The 19,908-nt window shown below is 35.7% G+C and carries 15 protein-coding genes and 1 pseudogene; 6 read left to right on the top strand and 10 right to left on the bottom strand.

Translation table 11 applies throughout. The annotated features are described in order from the left end of the window. The first annotated feature begins 153 nt into the window (after positions 1–153). Positions 154–1,518, top strand: coding sequence for a TrkH family potassium uptake protein (locus N782_RS12850; protein ID WP_036820639.1), 1,365 nt, complete (start codon positions 154–156; stop codon positions 1,516–1,518). Positions 1,519–1,553: 35 nt separating this feature from the next. Continuing rightward, the gene (locus N782_RS12855) at positions 1,554–3,530 is read left to right on the top strand and encodes an EAL domain-containing protein (RefSeq protein WP_052111329.1); all 1,977 of its coding nucleotides are present in this window, start codon (positions 1,554–1,556) and stop codon (positions 3,528–3,530) included. A 266-nt stretch (positions 3,531–3,796) separates the two neighbouring features. Here N782_RS12855 and N782_RS21975 read toward each other — a convergent pair. Continuing rightward, positions 3,797–3,874 (bottom strand): annotated as a pseudogene (locus tag N782_RS21975) (YjcZ family sporulation protein); the annotation flags it as partial. Positions 3,875–3,958: 84 nt separating this feature from the next. Further along, the gene (locus tag N782_RS12860) at positions 3,959–5,758 is read right to left on the bottom strand and encodes a B12-binding domain-containing radical SAM protein (protein WP_052111332.1); all 1,800 of its coding nucleotides are present in this window, start codon (positions 5,756–5,758) and stop codon (positions 3,959–3,961) included. A 269-nt stretch (positions 5,759–6,027) separates the two neighbouring features. Here N782_RS12860 and N782_RS12865 point away from each other — a divergent pair, with 269 nt between their 5' ends. From N782_RS12865 to N782_RS12875, 3 genes are read left to right on the top strand one after another with little or no spacing between them, the layout of a single operon-like run. Next, positions 6,028–7,554, top strand: coding sequence for a phytoene desaturase family protein (locus tag N782_RS12865; RefSeq protein ID WP_237582656.1), 1,527 nt, complete (start codon positions 6,028–6,030; stop codon positions 7,552–7,554). Beyond that, positions 7,551–9,020 carry a phytoene desaturase family protein gene (locus tag N782_RS12870; RefSeq protein ID WP_036820645.1) on the top strand — a complete coding sequence of 490 codons (1,470 nt, stop codon included), beginning with the start codon at positions 7,551–7,553 and terminating at the stop codon, positions 9,018–9,020. The genes N782_RS12865 and N782_RS12870 overlap by 4 nt, the downstream gene beginning before the upstream one ends. A gap of 11 nt (positions 9,021–9,031) precedes the next feature. After that, a complete protein-coding gene (locus N782_RS12875) occupies positions 9,032–9,880 on the top strand; it encodes a phytoene/squalene synthase family protein (RefSeq protein WP_036820647.1) in 849 nt (282 codons plus the stop codon). Between the two features lie 472 nt (positions 9,881–10,352). Here the strand turns inward: N782_RS12875 and N782_RS12880 are convergent, their stop codons facing one another. From N782_RS12880 to N782_RS12895, 4 genes are read right to left on the bottom strand one after another with little or no spacing between them, the layout of a single operon-like run. Then, complete coding sequence (locus N782_RS12880) at positions 10,353–11,834, bottom strand: phytoene desaturase family protein (protein ID WP_036820649.1); 1,482 nt, start codon at positions 11,832–11,834, stop codon at positions 10,353–10,355. Then, entirely contained in the window at positions 11,831–12,943 is a 1,113-nt protein-coding gene (locus tag N782_RS12885) for a glycosyltransferase family 2 protein (RefSeq protein WP_036820651.1), read from the bottom strand. The genes N782_RS12880 and N782_RS12885 overlap by 4 nt, the downstream gene beginning before the upstream one ends. Before the next feature lie 13 nt (positions 12,944–12,956). Continuing rightward, the gene (locus tag N782_RS12890) at positions 12,957–13,619 is read right to left on the bottom strand and encodes a lysophospholipid acyltransferase family protein (RefSeq protein ID WP_036820653.1); all 663 of its coding nucleotides are present in this window, start codon (positions 13,617–13,619) and stop codon (positions 12,957–12,959) included. Continuing rightward, the gene (locus N782_RS12895; RefSeq protein WP_036820656.1) at positions 13,616–14,374 is read right to left on the bottom strand and encodes a carotenoid biosynthesis protein; all 759 of its coding nucleotides are present in this window, start codon (positions 14,372–14,374) and stop codon (positions 13,616–13,618) included. Before N782_RS12895 ends, N782_RS12890 begins: the two co-directional genes overlap by 4 nt. A gap of 108 nt (positions 14,375–14,482) precedes the next feature. Here N782_RS12895 and N782_RS12900 point away from each other — a divergent pair, with 108 nt between their 5' ends. Then, the gene (locus N782_RS12900) at positions 14,483–15,037 is read left to right on the top strand and encodes a hypothetical protein (RefSeq protein ID WP_036820659.1); all 555 of its coding nucleotides are present in this window, start codon (positions 14,483–14,485) and stop codon (positions 15,035–15,037) included. On the opposite strand, the gene N782_RS12905 is transcribed toward N782_RS12900, so the two are convergent. From N782_RS12905 to N782_RS12920, 4 genes are all read right to left on the bottom strand, one after another. After that, on the bottom strand, positions 15,030–15,779 hold the full coding sequence (locus N782_RS12905) for a sulfite exporter TauE/SafE family protein (RefSeq protein ID WP_036820662.1): 750 nt from the start codon (positions 15,777–15,779) through the stop codon (positions 15,030–15,032). The genes N782_RS12900 and N782_RS12905 overlap by 8 nt on opposite strands. A gap of 211 nt (positions 15,780–15,990) precedes the next feature. After that, on the bottom strand, positions 15,991–16,515 hold the full coding sequence (locus N782_RS12910) for a DoxX family protein (RefSeq protein ID WP_036820665.1): 525 nt from the start codon (positions 16,513–16,515) through the stop codon (positions 15,991–15,993). Between the two features lie 307 nt (positions 16,516–16,822). Further along, positions 16,823–17,998, bottom strand: a complete 1,176-nt coding sequence (locus N782_RS12915) for a S1C family serine protease (protein ID WP_052111330.1) — start codon at positions 17,996–17,998, stop codon at positions 16,823–16,825. Between the two features lie 19 nt (positions 17,999–18,017). Next, positions 18,018–18,980: a tetratricopeptide repeat protein gene (locus tag N782_RS12920; protein ID WP_152600772.1), complete on the bottom strand. Its 963-nt coding sequence runs from the start codon at positions 18,978–18,980 to the stop codon at positions 18,018–18,020. Positions 18,981–19,908: the final 928 nt, after the last annotated feature.

Consider the following 19,908-nt stretch of genomic DNA (forward strand, 5'->3'; position numbering starts at 1 on the left):
AGTGCACACTCTCAATCATACATAAGATGAAAAAAACTCTTCATAACCCCAAATTTTTTCCGATAATAAGAAATAAAACTCCTTATTTCGATGCTATACTATTGGAAGGTGCTACTATGAAGAAAGAAATATAGCAGAAGAAGGAGAAATATTATGTGGATCAGACACCGAAGCTTCAGATGGCTCAATGACTTATCCCCGGTTCAAATAATTGTTATGTTCTACGCCTCTGCTGTATTACTAGCATGCATTTTATTAGGACTTCCTGTATCGCATCAGGATGGAGTGGAAGTATCTCTAGTAGATTTAATTTTCACCTCTGTAAGTGCAGTTAGTGTAACAGGATTAACTGTTTTGCCTACAAGTGAAACCTTTAGTGTAACAGGTGTATTTTTACTAGCGTTGGTTTTGCAATTTGGCGGAATTGGAATTATGGCTATTGGAACATTTATTTGGATCATTCTCGGTAAGAAAATCGGATTACGTGAACGTCGGTTAATTATGACCGATCAAAATCAAACAACTTTCCAAGGAATGGTCCGTTTAATGAAGCAAATTCTATTCATGATTTTTTCTATAGAATTGATAGGGTTTCTCGTGCTAGGTACTTATTTCATGCAGTTTTTTGATACATGGCAAGAAGCTTATTATCAAGGCTTTTTTGCTTCTATAAGTGCTACGACTAATGCTGGATTTGATATTACAGGACAATCATTAATTCCATTCCAGCATGACTATTTTGTCCAATTTATCCATATTGTGCTAATTGTGTTGGGGGCAATTGGGTTTCCGGTACTAATAGAAGTGCGTGAATATTTATTCTCAACCAGTGAACAAAGGAAGTTCATGCGTTTTTCAATGTTTACCAAATTAACTACTAGCACCTATTTAATTTTACTTTTAGTCGGAACTGTTTTTATTGCTCTTTTAGAGTTTAATCATTTCTTTGAAAATAAATCATGGCACGAAATTTTGTTTTACTCATTATTTCAGTCTGTAACTACAAGAAGTGCTGGACTATCAACAATGGATGTAAGTCAATTTACTGAACAGACTCAGCTGCTTATGTCAGCGCTAATGTTCATAGGAGCCTCCCCAAGTAGTGTGGGAGGAGGGATACGAACAACATCCTTTGCTTTGGTCGTAATCTTCCTGTTGACGTATGCACGGGGTCAGCAACGTATTCGCATCTTTAGAAGAGAAGTGCATGATGGTGATTTAATAAAAGCAGTAGTGGTTTCCATTATGGCAGTTATTACATTTTTCACGGCAGTCGTCATATTGTCGATTACAGAGCCGTTTGGTTTAAATGAGATAATATTTGAAGTGGCTTCAGCCTTCGGTACAACTGGTCTATCTCTAGGTATAACGCCAGAATTATCTTTAATAGGTAAATTTTTATTAATGGCACTTATGTTTATCGGTAGAATTGGAATTCTATCGTTCCTATTTACTTTTAAGAAAGATAAGAAAAGTGGTAATTATCATTATCCAACAGAACGTATTATTATTGGATAAGTTAAAAGCAGGTATTGCTTTAGGGGGAATACACTATGCCCAACCCATCGAGTTATCAATCTCCTCTTTTGCATAAGTGGGTGCTAGAACACATACAAGAAGCGATTCTTTTTGTGAACGAAAAGGGAGAGGTGATTGATCAGAATACATCTGCATGTAAGTTATTAGATGTATCTGAACAAGGGTTACTATCTATTGATTATTTATTTGACTTTGAAACGTTACGAAATAATCTTGAAAAGCAATTGTTATTACAAGTGAAAGATGGCTCTAAGAGATATTTCCAAGTGAAATGCTTGAAGTTTGAAGAGCCAGAACTTTTAGTATATTGTCTTATTTTTTATCGGATTTCTCTTCATGAAAAAGTGAAAGAAACGAAAATGCGTTTGTATGAATCGATTCAAGCTGATCAAGAAGGGATGGTATTACACGATCAAGGGACTATCATTGATTGTGATGAAAGCTTCGCGAATATGTTTGGGTATACATATCATGAGATGCTACAGAAGTCCGTATATGAATTAGTAACACAAGGGAATCAATATAAATTACGCCAGCAGTTTGTTGATTATCCTGAAATCCCTTATGAGATGCAAGGTATTCGTAAAGATGGGTCATCTATATACGTAGAGATTATGGCACACCCTTACACGTATGATAACAAGACAGTGCGAGGAGCTATGATCCGTGATATCACAGTCCGAATGGAACAAAGGCAACAGATTGAATTTATGGCTTACTATGATGATTTGACAGACCTACCTAATCGATTCTATTTTTTAAAAACCATTAATGAAGCCATATACTCAGCTCAAAAAAGCGGAGAGAAATTAGCTGTACACTTTATGGATATAGACTATTTTAAGCAAATAAATGACACAATGGGATATGTTTTTGGTGATCAATTATTATCTACTTGTGCAAATCGCTTAAAGCAACTTTTGGATGAACATGTTTTTATTGCTCGCATGGCAGGTGACGAGTTCTTAATTCTACAACGTGGTATTCAATGTAAAGAAGATGCAGAAGCATTTGCTACTAAAATAATCAATCTCTTTAAAGAGCCTATTAAAATTGACGATTTTGAATTGTACACATCTGTAAGTATTGGAATTAGTCATTATCCTGAGGATGGAAATGATGAAAACGAACTTATTAAACATGCAGATTCAGCTATGAATGTTATCAAACAGAATAATAGAAATAACTACAAAGTATTCGAAACCTCTATTTCTAAAGACTTTAAGACGATGTTAACGATGGAAACAGAATTAAGAAAAGCAATTGAAGAACAGCAATTTGAGTTGCATTATCAGCCTCAAAAGGATATTGGAAGTGAGAAAGTAGTTGGTGTAGAAGCATTACTTCGTTGGAAACATCCTGAAAAAGGATATATATCACCTGCAACGTTTATACCAATAGCTGAAAAGACGAGCTTAATTTTGGAAATAGGAAATTGGGTTTTACGAGAAGCATGCAAGCAAAATAAACAGTGGCAAAATCAAGGATACACTCCTGTAGTTGTAGGAGTAAATCTATCGGCAAAGCAATTCCATCAAGCAGATTTAGTTGACCAAGTTTCATCTATCCTTCATGAGACTGGATTACTTGCTTGCTATTTAGAGCTGGAAATTACAGAGAGTATGGCGATGTCTAATGAGGAAGATATTATACATACCCTAATAGGCTTACGAGAATTAGGTGTCCATGTTTCCATAGATGACTTTGGGACAGGGTATTCCTCTCTTAAATATTTGAGCAGATTTCCTGTAAATAAACTAAAAATTGATAAAGCGTTTATTCATGAAAACAGAAAGCAAAATGAAGCTATTGTGAAATCTATTATTCACATGTCTCATTCCTTAAATATGAAAGTAATAGCTGAAGGTGTTGAAACAGAGGAACAATTACACTTCTTGCAAAAAGAGAAATGTGATGAGATGCAAGGGTTTTATTACAGTAAGCCCTTACCAGCAACTCATGTTACGCCTATTCTTCAATGTGTTAAGTGATAGTTGAAAAAAAGGGCGCTAGAGTTGGACGTGGCTAAAGCGCAAGCGCCTTGCTCACCCCCTCGGGGTCTTAAGCAAAGCCTCGTCGTGGCAAAATTGCCACAGAGAGGCTTTGCTTAAGACCCCGAGGGGGTAGGCGCTGAAGCTGGACATGACCACTTCACTTTTTCAGTTATAAGCAAGCATTGAATTTTATAATTTTCTAGTGTACACGATAAGAAAAACCCTCTTTGAAAAAAGAGGGTTTTTGTTTGTCTCATTTTTTATTAGCAATAAAAAGCTGCACCTACGATAATAAGCAGAATGAATAGTACAACAATTAAAGCAAATCCACCACCATAGCCAGCGCCGCCATAGCCGCCACCATAGCAACAACCGTAGCCACCATATCCATAGCCCATTCATATCACCTCCTGAAGACTTTACATTCATACTATATGGTGAAATGACCAATATTGTATGGACGCCTGCCTACCATTTGGTAATTTCTTAAGAGGATATGGGATAGATCCCTTTTTAATCTCTACTTTCTTACCCTCTGGTGAATAAATAGCAATTAGCAATGAGGGTGTCTCCTTAACTAATCCATTTTGCAAATATTCATCTATGTCAAAAGACAATAGGTCAATCATGGTGTGTTTGTGTAATTCCTTTCTGGTGTATCCTTGTTCAGAGAAGTCATAATACTTCCATACGTGTTCATATATCTCTTGTTTCTCTTGATGTTCTATTCCCCTTTGTTTCCAACTATTTCTAGGCTTTTGTCGGAAATTCAGATAATAGTCCATATCCATTAACCCTTCAACTATATCAGCATGATGTAAGGCATGTTTCTCTATGAATTGGTATAACCTGCTAAACAAATCAGTTAGTTGGTGACCGATTTTGTTCCATTTTTGCTGATGCCAGTATTCACCAAACAATTGAAAGAAGTCAAAAGGTGTCTCAAAAATATGTTCAACGATATAGTTTACAGTGTAATCCATAAAGTGTTTATTCCAATATTTCTCTAATATATCTTCCACTCTTTTTATTTTTATTACATCTAAAAATGAAAGTGCGTTATTGGATAGCATTTCATATGGAGCATAATCCATATAAGTATATCCCCATTGATGAGCATTATTACGAAGGCCGGTACCTCTAAGCATTTTTAAAAAACCAAGCTGTAATTCTTCAGGTCTCATTGCAAATACATCATTAAAGGTTTGGCGAAATGATTGATAGTCTTCTTCTGGTAACCCTGCGATAAGATCTAAATGTTGAACAACCTTCCCACCATCTTTAACCATCGTAATTGTACGAGTTAGTTTGTTAAAGTTTTGTTTTCGCTTTATAAGCTCATTGGTATGATCGTTGGTGGATTGTACACCAATTTCAAAACGAAATAAACCTTCGGGTGCGTTTTCGTTAATGAATTCTAAAACTTCCGGCCGCATTATGTCTGCGGTAATCTCAAATTGGAATACGACACCCGGTCGGTGATGTTTAATAAGAAAATCAAACATTTCAAAGGCATATTTACGATTGATATTAAATGTTCGGTCTAGAAATTTTATTGTCTTAGCTCCATGATCCATTAAGTAGGTTAACTCGTCCTTCATGCGGTCAATATCAAAGTAACGAACACCAAACTCAATTGAGCTTAAACAAAACTGGCAAGTAAAGGGGCACCCTCGACTTGTTTCAACATATGTTACACGTTTGGATAAGTCAGGTAAATCTTCTTCAAAACGGAAGGGGGAGGGAATCTCATTTAATGGGAATTTAGGTGCGTTAGGGTTTGATTGTATTTCGCCTCTTTCATCTCTGTATGTAATTCCATTTAGTGAATGGAGAGATTGATTGGTTTGTATAGAACTTAGCAATTTATTAAATGTTTGTTCACCTTCCCCCCTCACAATAATATCGACTTCAGGTACACGCTGTAACCAATATTCACTATCGTAGGTTACTTCTGGACCGCCTAGTATAATTCTTACATTTGGATGGATTTTTTTTAAGATCGAAATCACAGGAATGGTTTCTTCTATGTTCCAAATATAGCAACTGAAGCCAATGACATCTGGATTTAGATCATATAGAGTACCTGCTATCTCTAAGGAAGGATCGTTTATTGTAAATTCTTTTATGAGTACATCAAAATCTGAAGAAGTAGCTTTTAGATACCTTAAAGCCAAAGAGGTATGAATATATTTAGCATTTAACGTAGATACAACCGTTTTCATGTTTACACTCCAATTCATCTCATTACGTTTATTTAATATATTACCATATTGTAGAAAGGAAATCTTTTCAATGTTTAATATAGACAAACTACATACATCAACATAGTGATCAGAACCATACCAGGCATACAATGTTTCCCCAAGTTTACGTAAAGTAAAATGAAGCTATTTTGTACAATAGTTTTCCTATTTAAATAAAATCTCATTATGTAGAGGTTAGTAGAGTAAAGAAATTGTTTTCGTTGCAGTTTCATATCTCACTGTGTATAATGAATGTACAACAAATGTACAATAAGGCGGTGAGGGATATTCGAAAAATAATTATCATTGGTGCTGGACCAGGAGGACTTGCTACAGCAATGTTACTGTCTGCAAAGGGATTTGATGTTCATGTATATGAAAAACAATCCCAAGTAGGTGGTCGAAACGTGGCATTAACATTAGGTGAGTACAGGTTTGATGTAGGTCCAACATTCTTTAGTATGCCTCACATTTTAGAAGAATTGTTTCAAGCAGCAGATCGAAAGCTTGAAGACTATATGAATCTCAAAGAGTTAGACCCGATGTATGATTTATTTTTTCCAGATAAGCAACTAACGATGTACCGAGATTCTGAGAAAATGAACCAACAAATCAACATTCATTTTCCAGGTGATGAACAGGGTTATACAAGATTTATGAATGATACACGCAAACGCATGAATGCATTAATGCCCATGTTGCAAAATCGTCACCATCGACTTGTTGATTATATACGCCCCAGAACGCTAAAAGCTTTACCATATCTAGCATTGGGGAAATCATTATACGGTGTATTATCTGACTATTTCTCCTCAGAACAATTAAAACTCGCTTTTACTTTTCAAGCTAAGTATTTAGGGATGTCCCCATGGGAATGTCCTGGAGCATTTTCAATACTTTCTTTTATGGAACATGAATATGGTGTGTTTCACCCAATAGGTGGAGTGAATCAAATCTCTGAAACGATGGCAGAGGTTGTGAAAGAACATGGTGGCAAAATTCATTTAAATAGTGGAGTGAAAAAACTTTCACTTTCTGGAAAAAAGGTTACTGGAATACAACTTGAGGATGGCTCTTCTATTGATGCAGATGATGTGGTAGTAAATGCAGACTTTGCTCATGCAATGGAACATTTGGTTGAAGAACCAGTACTAAAGAAATATTCATCCGAAAACTTAGCAAATAAAAAGTATTCATGCTCCACTTTTATGATGTATTTAGGTGTGAATGAAGAAATTAATCTACCACATCATTCAATCATTTTTTCGGAGGATTATAAACAGAATGTGGAAGAAATCACTCAATCTATGAAACTTTCTGCAGATCCTTCTATATATATACACAATGCATCTATTACTGATCCGACTTTAGCACCTACTGGTAAATCAGCATTGTACGTGTTAGCCCCCGTGCCAAATAATTTCTCGGAAATAGAATGGGACACAATGAAGTATCAGTTTAGAAGTTTAATTTTACAACAAATTTACAACCGAACAGGTATTAACCTTACAGAAGAGATAATTGAAGTAGAAAAAATTCTAACACCAAGAGGATGGGAAGAGGATTACTCTGTTTATAAAGGTGCAACCTTTAATTTAGGTCATCAGTTATCTCAAATGATGTACTTCCGACCTCATAACCGATTTAATGAATTAAAAAATTGTTGGATTGTTGGTGGGGGCACACACCCTGGAAGCGGTTTGCCAACCATATTAGAATCCGCAAGAATTACAGCAAATTGGCTAGCTGAAGGGGAAGAGGTGAAAAACGCATGACACGAGACATATCTATCGTAGGAGGTGGCATAGGTGGTTTAGTTACTGCACTATTGCTATCACAAGACACAGAAAATCGGATTACTATCTATGAAAAACAACAAACAATGGGTGGGCGCCTCAGTTTCATTTATGAAGGTGAAGATCGAATAGATCAAGGTCCGACTATAATCCTTCTACCTGACATGCTTTTATCTATTTTAAATGAAGGTGGAATATCTAGAGAAAAGTTACCTATTGTCCCATGTGACCCCCTATATTCAATAGAGCATGAAAATGGTAAACGAATGTATAAATATCGTGATATACAAAAACAAAGAGAAGAAATCGAGCGGTTATTTCCAGGTGAAGGTGAAGGTTTCGATCGATTTATTAGGGATATGAAATGGCGTTACGCATTAGGAGAAAAACAATTTTTAAAACAGCAATTTATTAATAAAAAAGACTTTTTCTCAAGAAAAAACCTTCATTCCCTTGTGAAGATGAAAGCATATCTTCATGTGAAGCGCCTTCTAAAACAATATTTTAAGAGTGAAGAGTTACAGAATATCTATGCTTTGCAGACGCTATATATTGGAGGTAATCCTGGAGAATCACCTGCCCTTTATTCACTAGTCTCCTATAGTGAACATGAACATGGGATTTGGTATTTAAAAGGTGGATACGCTAGCTTAGTAGATATTATAGTAAAGGAATTAGAGAAGAGAAATGTGAGTATGGTTAATGGTGCTAAAGTGGAAGAAGTTGTTGTTCAACAGAAGCATTGTGAAGGGGTGAAAGTGAACGGTGAGTTTGTCCCTTATGATGATGTGATTATGAATGGAGATTTCCCTATCATGGATCAATTAATGCCTGTTGAAAACAAATTAAACCGAACTTATACACCTTCCTCAGGATGTTTTCTATTGTACATGGGATTAGATAAAAATTATGAACAACCTTCTATTCATCGATTCTTTATGGGGAAAGATTTCGACTCTCATATGAGAGATGTATTTCAACATAAACGTTTACCAGAAAATCCATCTATTTATACGTTTCACCCCTCATTAATCGATCATTCCTTAGCGAAAGATAGTGAAGGCATATTATATACGTTGGTTCCAGTGCCCTCTGGAGAACAAATAGATTGGTCACAAAAAGAGGAATATGCTGATTATATCCTGGAATTGTTGGAAGAGAGAGGCTATCCAAACTTACGAAATCATCTTACATGGTTGAAGATTAAAACCCCTCAAGAAGCAATGCAAGAAGGTTTATATTCTGGTGGAAGTTTTGGAATAGCCCCAACCTTATTCCAATCCGGCGCTTTTCGTCCTCAGTTAAAACCATATGATGTGGACAATATATATGCCGTAGGTGCCTCTATTCATCCAGGTGGGGGTGTACCTATTGTGATGCAAGGTGCTAAGTTGCTTGCAGATTATCTTATGGAGCAAAATTCTGCTATACTACAACATAAGTGAGGTGCATTGTTTTGAATACTACCCAGTCTGCTTATGAATACTGCAAGGCTATTATTGACAAACATTCTAAAACTTTCTCTAAAGCATTTGCTCTACTGCCAAAAAAACAAAAACAAGCAGTCTGGGCGATTTATGCTTTTTGTCGCCAAGTAGATGATATCGTTGATGAAGGTCAAAACCCTTCAAAGGAATTAAAAGAATTTGAACAAGAGTTCCATTATTTTTTAGCTGGTCATTTACCTAGTGATGACCCCATGTGGTTAGCTTTACAAGATGTTTTTCAAAGATTCAATATGGATACTGTACCATTTCAGGAAATGATTGATGGTCAAAGGTTAGATATTGATTCACATATCGTCCAAACAGAAGATGAATTAATGAGTTATTGCTATCTTGTAGCAAGCACAGTGGGCTTGATGCTTCTACCTGTTATTGCTCCTGGTAAGGAAGAGAAACTTCGTGAAGGAGCTATTCATTTAGGAAAAGGAATGCAATTGACGAATATATTGAGAGATATTGGGGAGGACATGGAACGTAATAGAGTATATATACCTGAGGAAGTAATGGTTAAGTATGACTATGGTTATGATGAGTTATACAATCAAACAATCAATTCCTCCTTCATTCAACTATGGGAAGACCTAGCTCATAAAGCTCAAAAACATTACGAACTTGCATTAGAGACAATACATGAATATCCATTGTATTCGAGAACACCTGTTAAAGGAGCTGCTTATCTTTATAAAGCTATTTTACCAGCTATTCGCGAAAATAATTATCAGGTATTCAGTGAACGCAATTATGTAAGTGATCGTCAGAAGAAAGAAATCTTAGCGAACATGAATATGATAAAAGCGTAAACCTCTAGAGGGTTTACGCTTTTTTGAAATTTATATTTAGGAATAGAGGCATAATGTTGAAGACTTGAATCCGAGTTATTAAATGAAAGGGGAGATAATTAAAGAGAGTAGGATTGCTATTGAACCTACGCAGTACTTGTTTCTTTAATTGAGAAATTTAATGTGTAAGCGGACATAGAATGCGTTATTATCCCCCATCAAGACGATTTTTGGTACTCAAAGGACATAGGATACCTTATTTGAAGCAAATCAGCCTTTATGGAGAGGGATTTAGCTAAATAAGGTATCCTATGTCCGTTTAACTTTTATAAATAGCGTTTTTTCAGTAAATAAGAGATTATATGTCCGTTAAGATAGGTGAGACAGTATTGTTAGCTCCAAATGCTTCAGTGCTAATTTGTAATATCAATCCGTCTAAAAGTAGCTATTCTTCTATCTTAAATCCGTTTTCATAAGTAATCCTAAAAGCATTTTAAGACGTTTCTCTATCCTTGTTTATTAATGACCTGGCAACATTTTTACCACTTAATACCACCATTGGCGATCCTCCACCAGGATGAGTGCTTCCACCAGCAAAGTATAGGTTAGAGATATCTTGTGATTTATTATAAGGTCTTCTGAATGCATCTACTTTCTTATTAGACGCTGGCCCATAAATAGATCCACGAAAAGCGCCAAAATGTTTACGTATATCTTTAGGGGTCCATACCTGCTCTTCTTTTACATAAGGTTGAATGTCATATCCAAATGCTTTTAATCGATCATATATCTTTTGTTTGTATTCATCGGTATCAATACCAATATCACCATCTTTAGGTATGGCTGGAGCATTGACTAGAATAAAACAATTATCTCCATCAGGTGATACGGTAGGATCTGATTTTGAAGAGGTGCTGATGTATATTGTTGGTGATTCAGGATAAACACCTTCTTGTAGTTGAATAAATTCTTTTTGATAATTTTTAGTGAAGAAAAGATGGTGATGGTGCAGGTTCTCGACTCGTGTGGTAAGGCCTGCTAATATAACAAAAGCTGATATAGACGGCTCGAAATCCCTCACTTTTTGATTAGAGAAATGAGGCCTGTGCTCTTCTTTTACTAACTCTGGATAGGCTTTTAATACATCGCCATTTATTATAACTTCATCTGTTTTGAAAGTTTGGCCATCTGATAATATTACATCTGTGACAGCTGAGTCTTGTATATTTAATTGGTTCACTTCATGATTTGCATAAAGTTCTACTCCTAACTCTCTCGCTGCTCGTTCAAATCCCTCTGCAATTTTCGTGTTACCACCTTCTATGTAATAAACACCATCAATCAATTCTAAATAAGCTATCATAGAAAATGTTGCTGGAGCAATATATGGATTAGATCCAATATATGTCGCATAACGATCAAGTGACTGTATAATCTTTGGATTATCAAAATAAAGGCTCATAAACTCATGCATACTCTGATTAGGTTTAACGTTCAACATGGCTTTAAAGAGTGAAGGGGATAGGTAATCACGCCATGATTCAAATGTACGATGAAGGAAGTGTTTGTCAGAAAGGGAATAAAGCTTAGTAATTTGATTCAAAAACGCTTGGTATTTAGAGGCCCCCTTAGGGTCAAGCTTCTTTAATTGGTCTAGCATATACGTTTTAGAAGAGGATAAATCAAATGTGAATCCATCCCCAAAACTATTACGGGTATGTGTTTCAATTTGCTTAAACGTAAAGTAATCATCTGGATTTAATCCCGCATCACTTAATACATTTCTAAAAACATGTGGCATGGTTATGGTGTTTGGACCGAAATCAAAATGATAGTTACCTAAGTCCACTGCCATCATTTTACCACCAAAGTGGTTATTCTTTTCAAATACCTTAACATGATATCCTTCAGAGGCTAAGTATATTGCTGAAGACAGACCGGCTAAACCGCCTCCTACAATTGATATTTGCTTCATTGATATGATCTTCCTTTCCAAACATAAGCTTTGCCAGTAATGGCTTTGTACATTGATGTCCATAGCACCCCAATTAACATTGCTGCAGATAATGGCATGCCTAAAGAGTAAAATGGACTCGTTCTGGTTCTTATATCCACGATACCTTTTTGTAAAATTGTTAGTACAAGAGGGAGGAGAAACATCCATTGTTGATTTAAGACTGCATATATAGCTAATAAAAACGGAGATATGTAAAAGATAGCATAGAAGATAGATAATCCTACTGCACCAATCTTTGATCGACCAATGCCAATGAATATATTTTTTGTGAATCCTTCCCATGCTTCTTGAATCGTATCGTACATAAAACAGCTAACAAGCTTTGTAATATTTGCTAATATCATTCTTTCTCCGTGTTTTTTTACTAATCTTCCTAATTCCACATCTTCCACTAAAGAGTTATAAACTGCTTCGTGACCACCAATTTTTTTATAAGTAGCTTGTTTAATTGCGATAAATTGACCACAAGCAGCGGTAGTGGCTTGTCGTGTTGTATGATTTGCAAAAAATAAAGGGAGGTGAAGATGGATGACAAAGTGTTGCATGGTTACAAGGAATTGAACAAGTTTACTATCTCGATACGTTGGAAAGCCACTAACCATACTTGCATGCTGGTTCTCCATAAGTGCTAAGGTATGATGAATAGTTGTTGGTTCAATTCGAACATCGGCATCAATAAAAAACATGACCTCACTGTTTGAGTGGTTGCTTAAATGGTGACAAGCATGTACTTTCCCGTTCCATCCTTCAGGAAGTTGTTTCCCGTTTATAATTGTAAAACGAGAATCCCCATATGTATATTGCAACAATAATGATTTTGTATCATCTGACGATTGATCATCGAGTAGGATAAACTCAAGTTTTTCATAATTAACGTTCCTTAATGAAGCTATAAGTCCTGGAACATTTTTAGATTCATTGCGGAGGGGGATAAGTACAGATACTGTTGTATTATTACCGGAGTAATTTGTATAGCTGTGAAGAGCCGGTAACCATAATGGATTAATAACAACCCATAGGAAGAGAAATGCTTCTAAACTACTGAGTACAAAGAATATAATAATCATGTTACACAACTCCTTAATAAAATGAGCGGAAAGAATCCGTTTGATTGAGAATAATCTGTTGTTTTAGTTGGTCGAGTAGTGTAGTACATTGTTCCTCAAAAAATTGAGTTCTAGCATCTCTCTTCAAGTGATTATAGTGACTCGGAACGATGCTTTCACCAATAGATATATAAACAGACGCTTTACGAGTTGACTGAAACGTATAATAAATAGCAATAGGAATAACCTGTACATCCTCCGTCTTTTCAGTTACATAGGCAGCTCCTGTGTTAAATTCAAGTGGACGTTTTTCGAGATGTTGCTCATCACCTTGAGGAAATATCCACACGTTATCGCCATTGCTCAATTGTTTACTTGCATACTTAAGTGAGCTTAAGATGTCTTTTGGGTTGTTCCTATTTATGGAGAAAGCTCCAAGACGTCGAAAGATGGGTACCTTTTTTATCCCTTCTTCGTGCATCATCGCATATGATTCCCCAAGAAAGATATGTTGATTTAGGAGAAAAATGATGATGGGATCCCACCAAGCACTATGATTAACAAGAAATAATGTTCTCTTGGATGAGGAGGGGGGAGTCCCGTTGATATATATATTTTGAAAATGGAATTGGGTTAAGCGTTTGACAAAGAAATCAAAGCCTCGCTCCCAAAATCTGCTTTTGTTGGCTGGTATCATGAATCATTCCTCATTTTCACATAAACTAGTCCCCAGAGTAGCATTAAACTTGTTACAAGGAGAACAGCACCATATAAACCTCCTAGAAAAGCAAGCCAAATAAATAGTAATTGAGTGCTACTATATACGACAATAATTCTAGTTCGCCATCCACTATCTTTCGGTGTATCGCTGGAGAACCAAATATGCGCCATTAGTTGAAAGAAAGCTGCTAAAATAAACCAGCCACTAAAGTTAGTAAAAGGAATACCATAATAAAAGCTTCCTTGTGCCCAAACCCAATAATTTTTAACATGAAAAGCAACAGGATCTAAAATCAAGTCGATACTTACTGCTAATAGACCACCTGTAATAATAAATAATAGTAGATACACTAGATTTGAAAAACGACCCAGTAGAGTTCTTGATATTTCATGTGCACCTGCCATGACCATAAGCCAAGCAAAACCTATTGCAAAAGGGACGCCTCCAATCATTGGACCAAAATCTTGGGTGTAATGATAGTGGCCAAACCACCATTGGTATTTCACGCCTATATGTTCAATGGCAATTGATATAATAATAACAAATAAACTGTAAGCTATCCCTTTTTTTGCCCCATATTGCTTATGAAAATATAGTCCCCCAAGTAAACCAGCTAGGATTAAAAATACTGCATTTGCCCATTGTAGGTATGGGGGAAGGATGTCAAAGCTTAATAATATAAAACCACACCCAAACCAAATCAGATAAAACCTGTAAAGCCAAACGTACACATTATCACCCTCTAATTATATATATATGAATATTGTAATATAACATCGAATGCTCACTATAATAGTAATGTGTTCTGAATATGTAGGAAAATAGAAAGGAAAGAGGACATGGAATCTACTAAAAAACTTGACATAATCTATCCTAGTAAGCAGAACGGGTTGGTAGTAGTAAACCTTTGTAGACAACATTCTGTTCGTGTTAATGATAAACTCCTTCGATATTGTTGTTGGAAGGAATTAACAAGCGAAGAATTCGGTTTATTACTTAATAATGAAGTTACCTGTGTAGAGTTTAAAGCAAATCATATGTTGATTATTTATCCGGAATATCGAGAAATCAAGCTAGCATTTGTACCCATACCAGAACAACCTCCCAAAAATGAGGCTCTATTTCAAATCGCTCACTATTATTCTTTATGGTCGTCTGTGCGTGTGAAAGCGAGATATGGGGATCAACTTGAAGAAGATTTGCGGTACCAATCTATGACATCACCTATACTATTGTATGCTCCAATGGATATCCCAATCGACATTACAGAAATAAAGCATGGTGATTCAGTAAGTCTAGAAAAGTACTGTTCAAAAAAGAATACATGGACACTGTTATGTATCGTGGATAATTATAATCCTTTGTTGCATCTAATTGAATACGTCTTTACGTAAACCACAAACGTACACTCATGAATACCACAGCAATTACCATAACAAGCCGTACAAAGCCTTCTCCTTTCTTCACAGCTGATTTACTTCCAATAATCGCACCAATACTATTTCCAAGTGCGAGTACTAGACCGTACCCCCAATGAATTTGATCATTTAGAAGAAATACAATAATGGAAGACAAGGTGTAGATAGCAACAATGAAAACTTTTAAACTATTGATATGTACTAGATTCATTCCCGTTGTTAACGTAAGCATCATCACAATGACAAGACCGACACCAGCTTGAATAAAGCCACCATAAAATCCTACCAGTAGAAACACAATAAATAGCAATATCCGTTTTTTGGTTGTCATGTTCGAGGTAGCTTTTGTGAACCAACGTTGGGGTTTAATAACAATGGTTATTAACACAAAAATCATGACAATAGAGAGAATTCGATTGAATAAATCATCAGATAATTCAATGGCCATTTTCGATCCCGCAATAGATCCTAAAACAGCTGGAAACGAAAGAAACACTGCAAGTTTCCAATGAAAAATACCACTATTACGGAAAGAAGCAATAGCAGTTATATTCTGTGCTAAAATGGCAATTCTGTTTGTACCATTTGCCATAGCAGAAGGCAGGTTCAAAAAAATTAGCATTGGTAAGGTAAGGAGTGAGCCTCCTCCTGCAAGAACATTAATAAAACCAGCACAAATGCCAACTACTAAAACAATGAGCATCATTGTAAATGTCATATACTCAATCCTTTTTGTATAGTTGTATGTATCATTCTACTATATCAAATGAGAGGTGAAGGAGGGAACCAAAGTAACTTTTCTTTATAGCTACAGAAACTTATTATGGTTTAATTCCTTATTGATAAGTGACTTGACTAGATTTTCTTAAATCAATAATCACAAAAAAACCCGAACCTATTATGTTCTTAGGTACGGGCTAGTGTTACATTTATTTATATTCTAATTCAAGTTTATTGTTATCATTTTTAATTTTTGGTTTATGGTTCATTTGTTTTCTAATAAATGGTATGACCCAACGATCCAATCCGTATTTACCAGCATTGAAACCAGCTACTAGAATAAAGATTGCGATTAATACCATTTGAGGATTAGTGCTGGTTGTTCCGCTGAATAGGAAAGCAAAGTTCATTGTAATTCCCATCAGTGCTGCAAATGTTGTGAATAAACCAAGAATAAGTGCAATACCCACTAACAATTCACCCCAGGCAACTAGAAAGCTAAATAATTCTCCATTAGGTACGGCTACATTTTTTAAAAACGCTGCCCACCAACCTTGTACGGCTGGGTGATCACCAGTTGCTTTGCCGATAGCACCTTGCATAAAACCAGTTGCATCAAAACCACCTGTAACTTTTCCCCAACCAGCTGTAATCCATTGATAACCTAAGTACACTCTTAAAAAGGTTAATACTGCTGTAGCCAATTTGTTTTCTCTCAACATAGTAGTAAACATAACTAATCACTCCTTGTGATGGTTTATTTGATAATGCTTGGTAATCACTTAAGCCAGCTTTTTAAGTGAATCTTTTCTTTACATTTATAGTGTAGCATGGCAAATGCTAAAAAAAATGCAAATGTGAATCATTTCACAATTTATTCAATAAGTGATGGCGATATTGTGACTAACTCATAAATAGGGTAGAATTTTAAAAAATCTAGACATTGCTTAATGGAATGAAACAATAAGAAACCCTAGCTCATATACGTGTTCTAGGGTTCATATTAGTAGGGGGATTTTTAGCAAGCATATGGACCTTTTTTTACGATTGACCCTCTTCTAAGTGGGTTGTTGTAGACACTAATTTTCTTTGACTTTCTAATAGTTTTAATTGACCATTCTCATAACCTATCGTGTAGGTGGAATTGTATCGTTCGGTTACTTTTTGTTGATCTGCTTCGCGAATAACATAATCACTGATTACCGTTAGTTTAGCTTGGTTATCCTCATCAATGGTGACTTGAACATTTGAAAGTGTAATATCTGTAGTGTGTACATACATATCACGAAATGCAGTATAAGATTGTTTAGCTTGCCAATCGCTTCCTAACATTGAATAGGCTGTTATATATTCTCGCATCAATAAACTTTCCTTAAAGTACCCAAATAAGTACCGAGCGTCTTCCTTGAGTTGTTCTGTATCAATAGTTGTAGAACTAAGATTACCATTGTACTCTAAGTCTTTTGAATCAGCTTGGTCTGACCATCTATTTACTTGATTCATAACGTCTGAGAGGGGGATGCTAAATCCGATACCTCCTTGGGCTGTTCCAGCAGAATTAATTGCGATAATCTTACCAGTTTGACGATGAATTAATGGACCACCACTGTTACCGTGTGTAATGGGGGCGGAAATTTGATATGCATTCTCATACTTAAACTCATCTATTTTAAAATCTCGTCCTTCACCTGATATGATGCCTGTTGTAACTGTATTTTGTAACCCTAAAGGACTTCCTACAGCAATTATTTCATCACCAATATCAACTTCGATGTTAGTGCCAATTGGCATAGGCGTCCGATTTGCTAGGGAAGGAACTCGTATAACTGCAATATCGGTTTCTTTCCCGATTCCTACAATAGCAGCGATAAATGTTCGGGCATTTGCAGTTGTTACCTGAATAGTTTCTGCATCCTTAACAACATGAGCATTGGTGATAATATCTCCTTTATCATTAAAAAGGAAACCTGAACCTATATTTTCTCCCCATTCAGCTTTTCCCTCAATTTGGACAACATTTTTTTCAGCTTCGTGAATAATTGTCTTTAAATCAATGCTAGTAGATGTATTTTTTTTAGTAACCTCTTGAGCAAGCGTACTCGTAGTTTTAATAGGTTGTTTATAGACGATATTATTTAATTTATATACACCAAAAGCAGTGGAAAGTACAACTATCACCGTAAGTATAATAGGTAAGGCTAAACGTTTGTTGCTCATGTACTCACTCCGACTGTTGCTATTCTAAAAACCATTTTACTTTGTCTACTTTTACATCTAACGAATTCTTCACATCATAATGTGTGAATTCTATATTACCCGTTTCTCCAGGATAAAGGGTGTCTGGGAAAGAGTAGACTTCATTTGATAAAACATTCTCACCGGAATCATTCACTAAAATATAAGATAAAGATACAGAGTTAATTGGGACAGTAGCCACACTTTTTATTTTTCCTTTAACAATGAGATCTCCAAATTCATTTAAAGTTGCTTCAAGAGATGTAACTTTTACAGCATCTGTTTGATTCTTTTCACTTTCTTTTTCTGCTGCATTTATAGCTTGTTCAATTCGATTTTGTTGAGCTGTTTCAAATGCTGTTTTCTCTTTCTCAATCGTTGTTTTTAAACTCTGGAGCTTTTCACTATTAGGTGCATATCTTAATCCTTCTTCAACAAAGCTTCTTGCATTTGAATATTGTTTTTGTTTTAATCTTTCATTCGCATTTGAGAAAGCATAAGCAACAATTTGTTCGCGAATTTGTTTGACTATTTGCTTAGCTGCATCTGTAGGAATTGATTCTGCCTGCCACAATATATTTTTTAGTTCTTCAATGGAAGGTTTATCTTCCATGGTTTCTTCAAGCTGGTCTATCTTAGTATTGTTTCTTAAAGACACAATTTCTTCTAATAGATTGCGAACAACTTCACCATTATAATTTTTTAGGAGCTCCTCAGCTGCAGTTAGGGTTTCAAGAGATGTTTTATACCGCTGGTTATATGTCTGTGTTCTCGCCTTATCGATTTTGGATTGTACATCTAAAGCGATAGTCATAAATTGTTTATTATGTGAAGCGGCTGGGAACTGATGGGTGAGGGACTCGGCTGCTTCAAAATAATCTTTTGCTTTGCTGTAATTTCCTTTAAGAGCAACTTGTTCACCGGAACGAAATTTTGCTTGAGCAGTTGCTGTCTTTTGTTCCATAATAAAATATGTAGTTCCTAAAGAAATAATGGATAATATAAGAACGACCATAGGTAATAACCACCAACGGTTAAACTTATTGGAATTCGGATGTATTCTCTTATATAAATCAGCAGGTAATTCTTCACCACAATATATACAATATAATTCTTTATCATGTGTACGAGTACCACAATAGGGACAATGAGACATAGTATCACCTACTTTTAGTGAACATTTTATGCTATTAGTTTATCACATGGAACCTATGGCTGTACCCATTTCTTGTTAATCACTACTTAATTATGTGCTAAAATAAATAAAGAAGATGAAGACAATATTTTATCTGATTTTTGATAAAATACATATGATAAGGCTAATTAGGAGGTGGATCTAAAATGTTTGAAGCAGTATTTGGAACAGTTTCACTACTTATACTTATTATTAATATTGGATATTGTATGTTTGACCATAGTTAAAATGGTAAGCAGATAAGAGATGAATCGATTAACGGTTCATCTTTTTTTATTGTTTAGCGAAATTATAAAATTCAATGCTTGTGTATAACTGAAAAAGTGAAGTGGCCACGTCCAGCTTCAGCGCCCAGCGACTAGCAAACTTCCTGCTCCTCCTTACGATAAGTCAACATCGAATCACGCATGTTTTCGTTTTGCCTTTATCTCCTACGGAATCAGGGGAAGTTCTGGGGTGAAGGAGGTTCGATTAAACTCGCTGCATCATGCAGCAATATCGAACTGACCTACCTCCTGTAGGCCCGCCTCGTGCAGCAACATCGAACCAACCCACATCGTGTGGGCCGCAGCATATACGTCGCTAGCAGGGGGCCCTGAGCTTTTATTCTTGTGATGAATTGTTAAATCTTCCTGTAGATATCACATTATAGCCCCATTATCTTGAAGACTTGGATTCGAGATATTATGGATTAGAG

It is taken from the genome of Pontibacillus yanchengensis Y32, from assembly GCF_000770635.1.
Lineage (GTDB): Bacteria > Bacillota > Bacilli > Bacillales > BH030062 > Pontibacillus > Pontibacillus yanchengensis.

What these genes read in the sequence shown, in the direction of transcription:
- N782_RS12865 (WP_237582656.1), top strand. Translation starts at nt 6,028, where the DNA reads ATGAATGTACAACAAATGTACAATAAGGCGGTGAGGGATATTCGAAAA.
- N782_RS12915 (WP_052111330.1), bottom strand. Translation starts at nt 17,998, where the DNA reads ATGAGCAACAAACGTTTAGCCTTACCTATTATACTTACGGTGATAGTT.
- N782_RS12855 (WP_052111329.1), top strand. Translation starts at nt 1,554, where the DNA reads ATGCCCAACCCATCGAGTTATCAATCTCCTCTTTTGCATAAGTGGGTG.
- N782_RS12890 (WP_036820653.1), bottom strand. Translation starts at nt 13,619, where the DNA reads ATGATACCAGCCAACAAAAGCAGATTTTGGGAGCGAGGCTTTGATTTC.
- N782_RS12860 (WP_052111332.1), bottom strand. Translation starts at nt 5,758, where the DNA reads ATGAAAACGGTTGTATCTACGTTAAATGCTAAATATATTCATACCTCT.
- N782_RS12900 (WP_036820659.1), top strand. Translation starts at nt 14,483, where the DNA reads ATGGAATCTACTAAAAAACTTGACATAATCTATCCTAGTAAGCAGAAC.
- N782_RS12880 (WP_036820649.1), bottom strand. Translation starts at nt 11,834, where the DNA reads ATGAAGCAAATATCAATTGTAGGAGGCGGTTTAGCCGGTCTGTCTTCA.
- N782_RS12870 (WP_036820645.1), top strand. Translation starts at nt 7,551, where the DNA reads ATGACACGAGACATATCTATCGTAGGAGGTGGCATAGGTGGTTTAGTT.
- N782_RS12920 (WP_152600772.1), bottom strand. Translation starts at nt 18,980, where the DNA reads ATGGAACAAAAGACAGCAACTGCTCAAGCAAAATTTCGTTCCGGTGAA.
- N782_RS12905 (WP_036820662.1), bottom strand. Translation starts at nt 15,779, where the DNA reads ATGACATTTACAATGATGCTCATTGTTTTAGTAGTTGGCATTTGTGCT.
- N782_RS12850 (WP_036820639.1), top strand. Translation starts at nt 154, where the DNA reads ATGTGGATCAGACACCGAAGCTTCAGATGGCTCAATGACTTATCCCCG.
- N782_RS12885 (WP_036820651.1), bottom strand. Translation starts at nt 12,943, where the DNA reads ATGATTATTATATTCTTTGTACTCAGTAGTTTAGAAGCATTTCTCTTC.
- N782_RS12910 (WP_036820665.1), bottom strand. Translation starts at nt 16,515, where the DNA reads ATGTTTACTACTATGTTGAGAGAAAACAAATTGGCTACAGCAGTATTA.